Genomic DNA, 13,002 nt, shown 5'->3' on the forward strand with positions numbered 1-13,002 from the left:
ATGGAGCTCAGCTACACATGACCTTGCCGATCCGTATCGCCCCTTCCATTCTCGCAGCCGATTTCGCCAAGCTCGGGCAGGAGGTGAAGGATGTGACCGAAGCCGGAGCCGACTGGATCCATCTGGACGTCATGGACGGGCATTTCGTGCCGAATATTTCCTTCGGCCCCGACGTCATCAAGGCGCTGCGCCCCTATACGACAGCAACCTTCGACTGCCATCTGATGATCTCGCCCGCCGATCCCTATCTGGAAGCCTTCGCCAAGGCCGGCTGCGACCGCATCACGGTCCATGCCGAGGCAGGTGTGCATCTGCATCGCTCGCTGCAGACGATCCGTCATCTCGGCAAGAAGGTCGGCGTCACCCTTAATCCGGCAACGCCGCTGTCCATCCTGGAAAACGTGCTCGACGATATCGACCTGATCCTGATCATGTCCGTCAATCCGGGCTTCGGCGGCCAGAAGTTCATTCCCGCCATGGCCGACAAGATCCGCAGCGCCAGATCCCTGATCGGTGATCGCCCGATCGAGCTGGAAGTCGACGGCGGCGTCTCGGTCGATACGGCTCCCGTCATCATCGCGGCCGGCGCCAACGTCCTCGTGGCAGGTTCGGCAATCTTCAAGGGTGAATCGGTGGATGCCTATCGGCAGACGATCAGCGATCTCAGGGCCGCCGCCGAACGAGGCCGCGTTGGATCAAACTAATCCGACCGATGCCATCGCCGCGGCGGGCCGGACACGGACCGTCGCGTCGCATTGCCTCGAGACGTTCGGCGGTGCGGTGTGCTGGGGCGCGGCCATGGCCGCCTCGGCAATCGCAGCGCTCTATCTCCGTAACGGCCTGCTGACCAGCCATCTCACCGCCCTTGCCCTCGTCTATTTTTTCGGCGGCGCGCTCTCCTGGCCCATCCTCATCCCGCTTACGCGCCGCCTCATCCGCAAAAGGCCGGCCAGCGCGCGTTTCGCCGCATTCTTTCTGGTACTCTCCATCGGCACGACCGCCATGACGGCATTCCTCTTCGCCATGGACTATCGCTGGTTCTATTCGCGATGGCATGCGCCATTCGGCTCGCTCGTGTGGACATTCCAGTTCCTGTTCACCGGCGCCAGCGCCGTCTACCAGTTCGCCGTCCTCGGCGTCACCCTGTTTCTCCCCTTCGGCCTGTTGTGCCTGATCGCCGTTTCCGCCTATCTTGCACGCCATCGGCATTGAGGCGCAGTAAAGATTGGTCCGACAAACATTGTGATTGCCGCCCGTCTTTGTTATGGGGGCGCCAAGTTTTCCCTTCCCGTTAGCCAAGAAAGCTTTGAGCCCATGATCCCGCGCTACTCCCGACCGGAAATGGTCGCCATCTGGTCGCCCGAAACCAAGTTTCGTATCTGGTTCGAGATCGAGGCCCATGCCTGCGATGCGCTGGCAGCCCTCGGCGTCATCCCGAAATCGGCGGCCGACACCATCTGGGAAAAGGGCGGCAAAGCCACGTTCGACGTCGCCCGCATCGACGAAATCGAAGCCGTCACCAAGCATGACGTCATCGCATTCCTCACGCATCTCGCCGAAATCGTCGGTCCGGATGCGCGGTTCGTTCATCAGGGCATGACCTCCTCCGACGTGCTCGACACCTGCTTCAACATGCAGCTCGTGCGCGCAAGCGACCTGCTGCTGGCCGATATCGACAAGCTTCTGGAAGCGCTGAAGCGCCGCGCTTTCGAGCACAAGGACACCGTCACCATCGGCCGTTCGCATGGCATCCACGCCGAACCCACCACCTTCGGCGTCAAGCTGGCGCTCGCCTATGCCGAATTCGAGCGTTGCAAGCAGCGCCTGATCGCAGCCCGCGAGGAAGTCGCCACCTGTGCCATTTCCGGCGCTGTCGGCACCTTCGCCAATATCGATCCGCGCGTCGAGGAGCATGTCGCCGCCGCCCTCGGCCTGAAGCCGGAGCCGGTCTCCACGCAGGTCATCCCGCGCGACCGCCATGCGATGTTCTTCGCCACCCTCGGCGTCGTCGCCTCCTCGATCGAGCGCCTCGCCACCGAAATCCGCCACCTGCAACGCACCGAAGTTCTGGAAGCGGAAGAATATTTCTCACCGGGCCAGAAGGGCTCCTCCGCCATGCCGCACAAGCGCAATCCGGTGTTGACGGAAAACCTGACGGGCCTTGCCCGCATGGTCCGCTCCTATTCGATCCCGGCCATGGAAAATGTCGCTCTCTGGCATGAGCGCGATATCTCGCACTCGTCGGTCGAGCGCATGATTGGCCCTGACGCGACCGTGACGCTCGATTTCGCGCTGGCACGCCTGACCAGCGTGGTCGACAAGCTTCTCGTCTACCCGGAAAACATGATGAAGAATCTGAACAAGTTTCGCGGACTTGTTCATTCGCAACGCGTACTGCTGGCACTGACCCAGGCCGGCGTTTCCCGCGAAGACGCCTATCGTCTCGTGCAGCGCAATGCCATGAAGGTCTGGGAGCAGGGCAAGGATTTCCTTGACGAACTGCTTGCCGACCAGGAAGTGCGCGCCGCCCTTTCCGAGGAAGATATCCGCGAGAAATTCGATCTCGGCTATCACACCAAGCATGTCGATACGATCTTCAAGCGGGTTTTCGGCTAGAAGCTCCCGCTTTCGATTGCCCTTTGGCTGAGGCGGCGCCATTGACGCGCCGCCTTTTTCCTTTGCTGGCGGATTTCGCGACGATCACGCGATCTTGCCCGATACTGCCGTCATCTTCGTCTTCGTGCTGCTCCAGCTGGCGCTTTGCCGCCTTTCCCACGAGCCTGTCCAGATGCTTCAGATCCTCCTCGTCGAGGTTCTCGATCCCGACGAAGCGATTTTCGGCAGCACTCGTCAGGATCAGTTCGTTGAGCTTCGCCTGGATGGCACGCGTGTCGCGCGTCTGCGCGTTCTGGAGAAGAAAAACCATCAGGAAGGTGACGATCGTCGTGCTGGTATTGATGACCAGCTGCCATGTATCGGAATAGTTGAAGACCGGGCCGGTGACGCCCCACAGGATGACGGAACATAGCGCCAGGACGAAAATGGCCGGCTTGCCCGTCCATTCCGACACCACAACTGCAAAGCGGGTAAAAATATGCGTAAGCCGGGTCATGATCCGCATCTCCTGATGATGCGGATCAACGTGACAAACCGGGCTGCGGTTCCAACGACAGCGTCTCGCCGCCCAAAGCGATCGCTTTTACCCTTCGGCGACAACCAGCTTGCGGTAGAGATGCCAGGACGCGTGGCCGAGGACCGGCATGACGACCGCCAGGCCCGCAAAGATCGGGATGGTGCCGACGACGAGAAGTGCCGCCACGATCAGGCCCCAGACTGCAACCGGAACCGGATTGGTCAGCGTCGCCCGTATGCTGGCGTCGATCGCCGCGACGACCCCGACGTCCCGATCCAGCAGCAGCGGAAAAGTGACGACTGTCGTCGCCAGAACCACCAGCGCGAAGACGAATCCGATCAGATCGCCCCAGAGCATCATGGCCATGCCTTCCGGCGTCGTCAGGATACTTGAGACGAAGGATGAGAGCGTCGGCGGCACGCCATCGCCGAAATAGATGAAGTAGATATTCTGCGCCACGAACAGCCAGACGATGAACAGGCCGAACAGCATGAGACCGGCCACGATGATCGACGGCAATGCCGGCGAATGCCGCACGTCGAAGGCGTGGCTCCACGACGTATCCAACCCCTTCTCCCGCCGCCGGCTGATCTCGTAGAGACCGATCGCGGCCATGGGTCCCAGCAAGGCGAAGCCGGACATCAATGGAAACAGCAGCGGCAACAGATTCTGGTCCGTGCTCCAGATCGCGAGCGCAATGCCCGCTATCGGATACATCAGACACAGGAACACGTAATGCGATGGCTTTTCGCTGAAATCAGCAAGCCCCAGCTTCAGGGCATCGACGAGATCGGCAATACCGATCTTGCGGATGGCCGGGCGGCTAAAAGTATGGTCCGCTCCCGCCATGACGTGAAAGGCCGTCATAATGCTCTCCTCCTCAACCGTGTTGCTCGGCAGGGGTCGCGATGATGGCGGCAAATTGGGCGCCGACATCGTCATTCGCTACCGGCAATGGCCATATTAGCAAATTTTGCCGCATTTGTCGCCTTTTTCCCTTGACAGTTGGGCTCACCTTTTCCACATCGACGCGATCATGAAAGCCTCCGACGCAAATATTCTCATCATTCCCGGCTACACGAATTCCGGCCCCGACCACTGGCAGACGCGCTGGGAGCAGAAGCTCTCGACCGCGCGGCGCGTGGAGCAGGCGGAATGGTCGAAGCCCGTGCGCGATGATTGGGTCGCCCGCATCGCGGAAGAGGTAAACGCCTCGGACAAGCCTGTGGTGCTCGTCGCGCATTCGCTCGGCGTGCCTTCGGTGATCCATGCCATCCCGCATTTCCGCAACAAGGTGGCGGGCGCCTTCTTCGTGGCGCCGCCGGATGTCGCCAATCCCGAGATCCGGCCGAAGCATCTGATGACCTTCGGCCCCTACCCGCGCGATCCCCTGCCGTTTCCGTCCGTCACCATCGCCAGCCGCAACGACCCCTTCGGCAGCTATGAGCACGCGGACGATATTGCCAACAGCTGGGGCTCGTTGCTGATCGATGCCGGCGAAGCCGGGCACATCAATGCCGAATCCGGTCACGGCCCCTGGCCCGAGGGCACCATGGTCTTCGCGAAGTTCCTGAGCCAGTTGAAGCCGTAACTGCGTCGGCAGCGGCGATGGATAACGACTGCCTTGCCTCACTAGCCTGTGAAGTATCCGGCACCTTCATTCCATCGTCAGACAAAAGCCTGTAGAACAGGTCATGACAATATCCCGATTCTTGCCCTGGCGCCCCGCCAGGGCCGGAATTCCGAGGAAGGAGGCGCAGGCGGATTGTGAATTCGCTTCTTATCCGTTATGGGACGCCCACATCATGTAATCCACTTGCGCTATCCCGAGAGCGCCAAAGACAGAGAACAATACCAATGAACCGTCGCCGCCGTATTTACGAGGGCAAGGCCAAGATCCTTTACGAAGGGCCTGAGCCGGGCACGCTGATCCAGTTCTTCAAGGACGACGCTACCGCCTTCAACAAGAAGAAGCACGAAGTCATCGATGGCAAGGGTGTTCTGAACAATCGCATCTGCGAATATATCTTCAGCCATCTGAACAAGATCGGCATCCCCACGCATTTCATCCGCCGCCTCAACATGCGCGAGCAGCTGATCAAGGAAGTGGAAATGATTCCGCTCGAGATCGTCGTGCGCAATGTCGCCGCCGGCTCGCTCGCCAAGCGCCTCGGCATCGAGGAAGGCGTGGTGCTGCCGCGCTCGATCATCGAGTTCTACTACAAGTCCGACGCGCTCGAAGACCCGATGGTCTCCGAAGAGCACATCACTGCCTTCGGCTGGGCGAACCCGGCCGAACTTGACGACATCATGGCGCTTGCCATCCGCGTCAACGATTTCATGACCGGTCTTTTCCTCGGCGTCGGCATCCAGCTCGTCGATTTCAAGATCGAATGCGGCCGACTGTTCGAAGGCGACATGATGCGCATCATCCTCGCAGACGAGATCTCGCCGGACTCCTGCCGCCTCTGGGATATCGAAACCCACGAGAAGATGGACAAGGACCGCTTCCGCCGGGACATGGGCGGACTGCTGGAAGCCTATTCCGAAGTGGCGCGCCGCCTCGGCATCATCAACGAAAACGAACCCGTGCGCGGCACCGGCCCGGTTCTCGTCAAGTAAGGTCAGAAAGGACAATCGTGATCAAGGCTCGTGTAACCGTCACGCTGAAGAACGGCGTTCTCGATCCGCAGGGCAAGGCAATCGAAGGCGCGCTCGGCGCGCTCGGCTTTGATGGCGTCCATCAGGTCCGCCAGGGCAAGGTCTTCGATCTCGAGCTGGAAGGCACCGACAAGAGCAAGGCCGAAGCGGACCTCAAAGCCATGTGCGAAAAGCTTCTCGCCAATACGGTGATCGAGAACTTCAGCATTTCGATCGACTGATTGTCCTCCTTCGCGCGCCATTCTTCCGTTACCTGAGGCAATGGGGTATGGCTCACGAAATACATTCCGGCGATTACCCCTAGCCTCTTGCGGGACCAGAATCATGAAATCAGCAGTCGTCCAACTCCCCGGCCTCAATCGCGATCGCGACATGATCGCGGCGCTGACCAAGATTTCCGGCCATGCGCCTGTAACCGTCTGGCAGACCGAGACCGAGATTCCGGATGTCGACCTGATCGTCATTCCCGGCGGCTTCTCCTACGGCGATTACCTGCGCTGCGGCGCGATTGCCGCCCGCATGCCGATCATGCAGGCAATCAGGGACAAGGCAGACAAGGGCGTCAAGGTGCTGGGCGTCTGCAACGGCTTCCAGATCCTGCTGGAAGCGGGCATGCTGCCCGGCGCGCTGATGCGCAATGCCTCGCTGAAGTTCGTTTGCCGCGAAGTGAAGCTGGAAGTCGTCAATGCCGACACCGATTTCACGGCTGCCTACGCCAATGGCCAGGTTATCCGCAGCCCGGTCGCGCACCACGACGGCAATTATTTCGTCGACGCCGAGACGCTGACGGCAATCGAAGGCAATGGCCAGGTCGTCTTCCGCTACGCCGAAGGCACGAACCCGAACGGCTCGGTGAACGACATCGCCGGCGTGATGAACGCCAAGGGCAACGTGCTCGGCATGATGCCGCATCCGGAAAATCTCATCGAGGCGGCCCATGGCGGCAGCGATGGCCGGGGCCTGTTCGCCTCTGCACTCGGCGTGGTCGCAGCCTGATAATCGCCGCTCCAGTAGCAGAACCATAAAATCGTCGTCTTTGCGTAAAACAGCAGCGTACCGGGGGAAATCCGCCAACCTTCGGCCGAACAGTTCTAACCGCCTCACTGGAAAGAGATCGATGCGCCCTCGCCTTCTGACAGGATTTTACTCCGCCGCTGCCGTCGCGATGCTTGGGCTGCTGGTGACATCGTGCGGCCCGCGCCCTCCGAGCATCACGGCGACCGATCACAGCGCCCTGTCGACGATGGAGCGCATCATGCTCAGCGCCAGCGCCTGCTGGTTCAAATCGTCGGACCCGGCCTTCGCCAGTTACCAGCTCTCTCCGGAGCTCAACTCCTTCACCGGTCGTCCGCGCATCCTCTTGGTCGACAAGAAGCACCCGACCGGCCGCCCGTCGCTCGTTGTGCAAGCGGAAGGCAATCCCGCACAATTGCAAGCCTTCGGCCCGATGATGAACGGCGCCACCGGCGGGCGCATCACGGGTGATGTCAATCGCTGGGCGGCGGGTTCGAAGAGCTGCAGCTAAAGCAAACCCGGGAAGAGCGCACAGCGATTTTCCATCCGGAATTGCGTCAAACCAAAGAGATAGAGCGGCTCCGCCATTTCATGAAGAGCTGAACCGCTCCAGGCCGGCGGCCCGAGGTCTTCCGCCTTGGCGGCAGGCCACTACCCGGCCTATGACACGCCCTCGATTGCAGAGATCATCGTCATGGACAGGTTCGTCATTCTTTCGGGCTGCTCCGGCGGCGGCAAATCCACCTTGCTGGAGGCGCTCAAGCGCCGCGGCCATCACGTCGTCGCGGAGCCGGGCCGGCGCATCGTCACCGAAGAATTGGCAGGCGACGGTGCGGCCCTGCCATGGGTCGACGCAGCGGCCTTTGCGCGCCGCGCCATCGCCATGTCGCTTGCCGATCGCGAAGAAGCGGCGTCCGTTCCGGATACCGTTTTCTTCGACAGGGGATTGATCGATGCCGCTTCGGCACTCGAACATCTGACGGGTGAACCCGCCTTGGCTTCATTCGGCCGATTGCATCGCTACAACAGGCATGTCTTCCTGACGCCGCCATGGCCTGAAATCTATGCCGCCGATCATGAGCGGAGACATGATTTTTCGGCGGCGGTCGCTGAATATGAGCGGTTATGCGCCGTCTATCCGAGGCTCGGCTATGAGATTCACATCCTGCCGAAGGTCGGCGTCGAGCAGCGTGCGGACGCCGTCTGTTCAATCCTCGGCATCGAATAACTCGGCCGCGTCGAAGCCGGCTGCTGCCGTATCGCGCTTTCGCATCAATTCCAGAAGAACGACTTTCGGGATTCCGTCATGGCTTCGCGACGGGTCAGGCCGATGTCGAGCAGTTGATCGTCCGTCAGGTCCCGCAGAACCCGGCGGCTCTCGCGTTTTTCCCGCCAGCGCAGATAGAATGCCAACACCCTGCGTATCGCATGCGGCCCTGGCCGTGCCGCCGTGCGTCCCATGCCGGTCGAAACAGCTTTTTCGTCTACGGTCGGACACATTGTATCAATTGTACTCATTTTCAAGCTCGCATAGTCAAGTGATCGGGATGCATCGAGCCAAACGACACAATTGCCTCATAGTATTGACAGCATGATGGGGACAATCTAGTAAATTGTCATTATGACAAATTGGCTCCCAGACATTTCAAGCGGAACCGGCCCGGTCTACATCCGTGTTGCCGACAGCATCGAGAACGCGATCACGCACGGCGTTCTGCCGCCGGGAGCGAAGCTGCCGCCGCAGCGCAATCTTGCCTATGACATCGGCGTCACCATCGGCACTGTGAGCAGGGCCTATGCACTCGTGCACGAGCGCGGCCTCGTGGCCGGGGAAGTCGGCCGCGGCACCTACGTCCTGGAACGTTCGAACGGCAAGCAGATCGAACTCGTCGATCCGATCACCCAGGCGCTTGCCGGCACGCGCGGCCTGAATACGCCGGACGCCAAGATCCGTTTCGACACGACGGCCGCCCCCGACATCGGCCAGGGCGAAATCATCGGCAGGCTCTTCGCTGACATTGCCAGCGAGCACCAGACGGAAATCTCCTCCTATTCCCGCAATTTTCCGGCAAGCTGGTTCCAGGCCGGGCAGATCTGGCTAGCCCGCAACGGCTGGCAGCCGGCGATCGATACGATCGTGCCGACGCTCGGCGCCCATGCCGCCGCGATCGCGGTCATCTCGGCCGTTACCTCGCCCGGCGACAAGATCGTCTTCGAGAACCTCACTTATACGCAGATCAGCCGTGCGGCGCGCCTGCTCGGCCGCCGCTCGATCCTGGTGGATTCCGACGAATACGGCATGATTCCGGAGGATTTCGAGCGCCTGTGCCAGCAGCAGCATCCGCGCCTCGCCTTCCTGATGCCGACGGCGCATAATCCGACGTTGGTGACGATGCCGGAGGCGAGACGCCGGGCCATCGCCGCCATCGCGCGCCGGCATAGCGTCTGGCTGATCGAGGACGACCTCTATGGCGGCATGACCGGCGACCCGAACCCGCTGATGGCCGCCATCGCGCCGGAGCGGACGTTCGTCGTCAGCAGCCTCTCGAAGTCGGTGACGGCGGGCGTACGTGGCGGCTGGGTCGCCTGCCCGCCGCATTTCGCGCAGCGCATCAAGGTCACGCACAAGATGACGACGGGCGGCCTCCCTTTCATTCTGGCGGAAACCTGCGCCCGGCTCGTGCTTGGCGGCCATGCGCTGGAACTGCGCCGCAAATCGGTCGAGGAGATCAAGGCCCGCGAACAACTGGCGCGGGAGGCGCTGTCGGGATTCGAATTCAACTCGCACCCGCATTTGCCGTTCCTGTGGCTGAAGCTGCCGGAACCCTGGCTATCGGGCACGTTCAAGAATGCCGCCCTCACGGAAGGCGTGCTGATCGATGATGAGGACGAGTTCAAGGCGGCGAGGATCGAGAAAGTCTACCATCGCGTGCGCGTGGCCTTTTCATCGCCACCATGTCGGGAGGATGTCGCAAACGGCTTCATGACCCTGCGCCGTCTGCTCGAAAATGGCTCGTCGGGATACGATAGTCACATTTAAGCAATCCCCGCGATTTATCGACAATTACCCCCCGAAATTCCTGGCGGGCCTTCTCGACTTCTGGCAGCCTGCCATTCTATCAATAGGATAAGATTCGCCCGCCATACCAGGGGGAGTGCATGGCTACCGGTAGCATTTTTGCAGGTCGTTTAAGCAAGCATTTCGTTACGAGTTTTCTGGCAGTCGGTTTCATATTCGTCGCAGGGCAATCCGTTGCAACGGCCGCGGACAAGGTTGCCGTGGCCTCCGACGTCAAGATCTTCGATGAATTGCGTTTTGGAGCGAGCGGCTCCATTCAGAGCGGATACGATCATGAGAATGGCGTATTTCCGGACGTGCAGGTGCTTTTCAATCCGTTCGGCTATAATCCGACCGCAGACTGGAAAGATCAGCTGACGCATCCGCGCATTCATCTGGGAACATCCATCGGCACGGCGGGCTCCGCGACGCAGGTCTATGGCGGCCTTTCATGGACACTGACGCACAGCAACGGCATCTTCACCGAAGTCGGCTTCGGCGGAACGGTTCACAGCGGCAATCTCGACGACTGGACGGAACACGGCCCGATGCTCGGCTGTCGCCTCCTGTTCCATGAATATGCCGGCCTCGGCTACAATTTCGACAATCATTGGAACGTGATGGCGCAGATCGCGCATTCGTCGCACGCCAATCTTTGCGACGGCCCGAATGGCGGCATGACGCGCGCCGGCCTCATGGTCGGTTACAAATTCTGACGATCGCGGCGCGGCCGAAGATGGCTGCACCCCGCAATTCGCCCATGCTGACGACCGGCGTCTTGTGAACGCCGGTGATTTTCCTGTCGCACGACAGGGAGACTTGCGCTAAAGAGACCCCGATCCCTGACCGGCCTTCAAACCCTTTACAGGCAAGGACACTCGAGCGCCCATGACCATTTCCAATTCGATCCAGATCACCCCTGACCTGATTGCCGCCCATGGCCTGAAGCCGGATGAATATCAGCGCATTCTGGATCTGATCGGCCGCGAGCCCACCTTTACCGAGCTCGGCATCTTCTCGGCCATGTGGAACGAACATTGCTCGTACAAATCCTCCAAGAAGTGGCTTCGCACCCTGCCGACCAAGGGATCGCGCGTTATCCAGGGTCCCGGTGAGAACGCCGGCGTCGTCGACATCGATGACGGCGACTGTGTCGTCTTCAAGATGGAGAGCCACAACCATCCCTCCTATATCGAGCCCTATCAGGGCGCCGCAACCGGCGTCGGCGGCATCCTGCGCGACGTCTTCACCATGGGTGCTCGACCGGTCGCCGCCATGAACGCGCTGCGTTTCGGCGAGCCGGACCATCCGAAGACCCGTCACCTCGTCTCCGGCGTCGTCGCCGGCGTTGGCGGCTACGGCAATTCCTTCGGCGTTCCGACGGTCGGCGGCGAAGTGGAGTTCGACGCGCGCTATAATGGCAATATTCTGGTCAACGCCTTTGCGGCCGGCCTTGCCAAGTCCAACGCCATCTTCCTGTCGGAAGCCAAGGGCGTGGGCCTGCCGGTCGTCTACCTCGGCGCAAAGACCGGTCGCGACGGTGTCGGCGGCGCAACCATGGCCTCCGCCGAGTTCGATGAATCGATCGAGGAGAAGCGCCCGACGGTTCAGGTCGGCGACCCCTTCACCGAAAAATGCCTGCTGGAAGCCTGCCTGGAGTTGATGCAGACGGGTGCCGTCATCGCCATCCAGGATATGGGTGCCGCCGGCCTCACCTGCTCCGCCGTCGAAATGGGCGCCAAGGGCGATCTCGGTATCGAGCTGGATCTCGACAAGGTGCCGGTGCGCGAAGAGCGGATGACCGCTTACGAAATGATGCTGTCGGAAAGCCAGGAGCGCATGCTCATGGTGCTGCAGCCGGAAAAGGAAGCCGTCGCCAAGGCGATCTTCGTCAAATGGGGCCTGGATTTCGCCATCGTCGGCAAGACGACGGACGATCTGCGCTTCCGCGTCCTCCATCAGGGTGAGGAAGTCGCCAACCTGCCGATCAAGGATCTCGGCGATCAGGCTCCGGAATATGACCGTCCGTGGCGGGAATCGGACAAGCGCGCCGCGCTGCCCGCCGATCTGGTGGCAGCCCCGGAGGATTACGGTCAGGCGCTGCTGACGCTCGTCGGCTCCGCCAACCAGTCCAGCCGCCGCTGGGTTTACGAACAGTACGACACCCTGATCCAGGGCAATTCGTTGCAGCTTCCCGGCGGCGATGCCGGCGTGGTTCGCGTCGAGGGTCATCCGACCAAGGCGCTGGCCTTCTCGTCCGACGTTACCCCGCGCTATGTCGAGGCCGATCCGTTCGAAGGCGGCAAGCAGGCCGTGGCGGAATGCTGGCGCAACATCACCGCAACGGGCGCCGAACCTCTGGCTGCGACCGACAACCTGAACTTCGGCAATCCTGAAAAGCCTGAAATCATGGGCCAGTTCGTCGGCGCCATCAAAGGCATCGGCGAAGCCTGCCGCGCACTGGATTTCCCGATCGTGTCGGGCAACGTCTCGCTCTATAACGAAACCAATGGCGTCGCGATCCTGCCGACCCCCACCATCGCCGGCGTAGGTCTTCTGCCGGACTGGAAGACGATGGCGCGTATCGGCTCCGCCTCCGAAGGCGACCATGTGCTGATGATCGGCCTCGACGGCAGTCATCTCGGCTCCTCGATCTATCTCCGCGACATCCTCGGCTCGATCGATGGCCCGGCTCCGGAGGTCGATCTCTTCGCCGAACGCCGCAACGGCGATTTCGTCCGCTCGGCCATTCGCAACGGCCAGGTCACGGCCTGCCATGACATTTCGTCCGGCGGCCTGGCGCTGGCGCTGGCGGAAATGGCGATCGCTTCGAACAAGGGGCTGCGCATCACACTCGAAGAGTGCAGGACCTTGCCCCATGCGGCGCTCTTCGGCGAAGATCAGGCCCGTTACGTCATCGCCGTTCCGGCCGATGTCGCGGATTTCGTTTGCATCAACGCGGAAAGCGCCGGCGTGCCGTTCCGCCGGCTCGGAACGGTCGGCGGCGATGTCTTGGCCATCGATGGCCTGTTAACGCTTCCGGTTGAACAGTTGCGCGAGGCGCATGAATCGTGGTTTCCTGCCTTCATGGACGGCAGCGCGCTCGCTGCCGCTGAATAGATCGAGGTACACCACT

Annotated in this window: 15 protein-coding genes; 12 read left to right on the forward strand and 3 right to left on the reverse strand. The window is 61.2% G+C overall.

Translation table 11 applies throughout. From position 1 onward, the window contains the following. Nucleotides 1–17 precede the first annotated feature (17 nt). From rpe to purB, 3 genes are all read left to right on the forward strand, one after another. Nucleotides 18–704 (forward strand): ribulose-phosphate 3-epimerase, encoded by a 687-nt coding sequence (gene rpe / locus ACJJVH_RS07055; RefSeq protein ID WP_113394082.1) that lies wholly within the window; start codon nt 18–20, stop codon nt 702–704. 94 nt (nt 705–798) lie between these two features. Beyond that, entirely contained in the window at nt 799–1,212 is a 414-nt protein-coding gene (locus ACJJVH_RS07060; protein ID WP_412065143.1) for a hypothetical protein, read from the forward strand. 102 nt (nt 1,213–1,314) lie between these two features. Beyond that, complete coding sequence (purB, locus tag ACJJVH_RS07065) at nt 1,315–2,616, forward strand: adenylosuccinate lyase (protein ID WP_412064988.1); 1,302 nt, start codon at nt 1,315–1,317, stop codon at nt 2,614–2,616. Here the strand turns inward: purB and ACJJVH_RS07070 are convergent. Next, on the reverse strand, nt 2,597–3,112 hold the full coding sequence (locus tag ACJJVH_RS07070) for a low affinity iron permease family protein (protein ID WP_112798104.1): 516 nt from the start codon (nt 3,110–3,112) through the stop codon (nt 2,597–2,599). The genes purB and ACJJVH_RS07070 overlap by 20 nt on opposite strands. An 87-nt stretch (nt 3,113–3,199) precedes the next feature. Then, nucleotides 3,200–4,000: a DUF2189 domain-containing protein gene (locus tag ACJJVH_RS07075; protein ID WP_113385632.1), complete on the reverse strand. Its 801-nt coding sequence runs from the start codon at nt 3,998–4,000 to the stop codon at nt 3,200–3,202. A gap of 169 nt (nt 4,001–4,169) precedes the next feature. On the opposite strand from ACJJVH_RS07075, the gene ACJJVH_RS07080 reads away from it, so the two are divergent. The 6 genes from ACJJVH_RS07080 (at nt 4,170) to ACJJVH_RS07105 (ending at nt 8,036) form a co-directional block, all read left to right on the forward strand. Further along, nucleotides 4,170–4,724, forward strand: a complete 555-nt coding sequence (locus ACJJVH_RS07080; protein WP_112798123.1) for an RBBP9/YdeN family alpha/beta hydrolase — start codon at nt 4,170–4,172, stop codon at nt 4,722–4,724. Nucleotides 4,725–4,990: 266 nt separating this feature from the next. Next, entirely contained in the window at nt 4,991–5,755 is a 765-nt protein-coding gene (gene purC, locus ACJJVH_RS07085) for a phosphoribosylaminoimidazolesuccinocarboxamide synthase (RefSeq protein WP_015340039.1), read from the forward strand. A 17-nt stretch (nt 5,756–5,772) separates the two neighbouring features. Continuing rightward, on the forward strand, nt 5,773–6,015 hold the full coding sequence (gene purS, locus ACJJVH_RS07090) for a phosphoribosylformylglycinamidine synthase subunit PurS (RefSeq protein ID WP_037202350.1): 243 nt from the start codon (nt 5,773–5,775) through the stop codon (nt 6,013–6,015). Between the two features lie 103 nt (nt 6,016–6,118). After that, nucleotides 6,119–6,790 carry a phosphoribosylformylglycinamidine synthase subunit PurQ gene (gene purQ, locus ACJJVH_RS07095; RefSeq protein WP_412064989.1) on the forward strand — a complete coding sequence of 224 codons (672 nt, stop codon included), beginning with the start codon at nt 6,119–6,121 and terminating at the stop codon, nt 6,788–6,790. Nucleotides 6,791–6,911: 121 nt separating this feature from the next. Beyond that, nucleotides 6,912–7,319: a hypothetical protein gene (locus ACJJVH_RS07100; RefSeq protein WP_112797519.1), complete on the forward strand. Its 408-nt coding sequence runs from the start codon at nt 6,912–6,914 to the stop codon at nt 7,317–7,319. Nucleotides 7,320–7,502: 183 nt separating this feature from the next. Further along, nucleotides 7,503–8,036, forward strand: a complete 534-nt coding sequence (locus tag ACJJVH_RS07105; RefSeq protein ID WP_412065144.1) for an AAA family ATPase — start codon at nt 7,503–7,505, stop codon at nt 8,034–8,036. 44 nt (nt 8,037–8,080) lie between these two features. Here the strand turns inward: ACJJVH_RS07105 and ACJJVH_RS07110 are convergent, their stop codons facing one another. Further along, the gene (locus ACJJVH_RS07110; protein WP_113371220.1) at nt 8,081–8,326 is read right to left on the reverse strand and encodes a DUF1127 domain-containing protein; all 246 of its coding nucleotides are present in this window, start codon (nt 8,324–8,326) and stop codon (nt 8,081–8,083) included. Nucleotides 8,327–8,429: 103 nt separating this feature from the next. Here ACJJVH_RS07110 and ACJJVH_RS07115 point away from each other — a divergent pair, with 103 nt between their 5' ends. The 3 genes from ACJJVH_RS07115 to purL all read left to right on the forward strand — a co-directional run bounded on the left by ACJJVH_RS07115 (nt 8,430) and on the right by purL (nt 12,986). Next, entirely contained in the window at nt 8,430–9,848 is a 1,419-nt protein-coding gene (locus ACJJVH_RS07115) for a PLP-dependent aminotransferase family protein (protein ID WP_112797525.1), read from the forward strand. Nucleotides 9,849–9,967: 119 nt separating this feature from the next. Further along, complete coding sequence (locus tag ACJJVH_RS07120) at nt 9,968–10,582, forward strand: acyloxyacyl hydrolase (RefSeq protein ID WP_113356813.1); 615 nt, start codon at nt 9,968–9,970, stop codon at nt 10,580–10,582. 172 nt (nt 10,583–10,754) lie between these two features. Then, a complete protein-coding gene (gene purL, locus ACJJVH_RS07125) occupies nt 10,755–12,986 on the forward strand; it encodes a phosphoribosylformylglycinamidine synthase subunit PurL (protein WP_112797529.1) in 2,232 nt (743 codons plus the stop codon). The last annotated feature ends 16 nt before the right edge of the window (nt 12,987–13,002 follow it).

Origin of the sequence: Rhizobium sp. SYY.PMSO (assembly GCF_046840415.1) — a bacterium.
In the GTDB taxonomy this organism is placed as follows: domain Bacteria; phylum Pseudomonadota; class Alphaproteobacteria; order Rhizobiales; family Rhizobiaceae; genus Rhizobium.

Bases quoted from the DNA above. Each gene is read 5' to 3' on its own strand.
- purB (WP_412064988.1), top strand. From the start codon at position 1,315: ATGATCCCGCGCTACTCCCGACCGGAAATGGTCGCCATCTGGTCGCCC.
- ACJJVH_RS07105 (WP_412065144.1), top strand. From the start codon at position 7,503: ATGGACAGGTTCGTCATTCTTTCGGGCTGCTCCGGCGGCGGCAAATCC.
- purC (WP_015340039.1), top strand. From the start codon at position 4,991: ATGAACCGTCGCCGCCGTATTTACGAGGGCAAGGCCAAGATCCTTTAC.
- ACJJVH_RS07115 (WP_112797525.1), top strand. From the start codon at position 8,430: ATGACAAATTGGCTCCCAGACATTTCAAGCGGAACCGGCCCGGTCTAC.
- ACJJVH_RS07075 (WP_113385632.1), bottom strand. From the start codon at position 4,000: ATGACGGCCTTTCACGTCATGGCGGGAGCGGACCATACTTTTAGCCGC.
- ACJJVH_RS07120 (WP_113356813.1), top strand. From the start codon at position 9,968: ATGGCTACCGGTAGCATTTTTGCAGGTCGTTTAAGCAAGCATTTCGTT.
- ACJJVH_RS07070 (WP_112798104.1), bottom strand. From the start codon at position 3,112: ATGACCCGGCTTACGCATATTTTTACCCGCTTTGCAGTTGTGGTGTCG.
- ACJJVH_RS07060 (WP_412065143.1), top strand. From the start codon at position 799: ATGGCCGCCTCGGCAATCGCAGCGCTCTATCTCCGTAACGGCCTGCTG.
- rpe (WP_113394082.1), top strand. From the start codon at position 18: ATGACCTTGCCGATCCGTATCGCCCCTTCCATTCTCGCAGCCGATTTC.
- purL (WP_112797529.1), top strand. From the start codon at position 10,755: ATGACCATTTCCAATTCGATCCAGATCACCCCTGACCTGATTGCCGCC.
- ACJJVH_RS07110 (WP_113371220.1), bottom strand. From the start codon at position 8,326: ATGAGTACAATTGATACAATGTGTCCGACCGTAGACGAAAAAGCTGTT.
- purQ (WP_412064989.1), top strand. From the start codon at position 6,119: ATGAAATCAGCAGTCGTCCAACTCCCCGGCCTCAATCGCGATCGCGAC.
- ACJJVH_RS07100 (WP_112797519.1), top strand. From the start codon at position 6,912: ATGCGCCCTCGCCTTCTGACAGGATTTTACTCCGCCGCTGCCGTCGCG.
- ACJJVH_RS07080 (WP_112798123.1), top strand. From the start codon at position 4,170: ATGAAAGCCTCCGACGCAAATATTCTCATCATTCCCGGCTACACGAAT.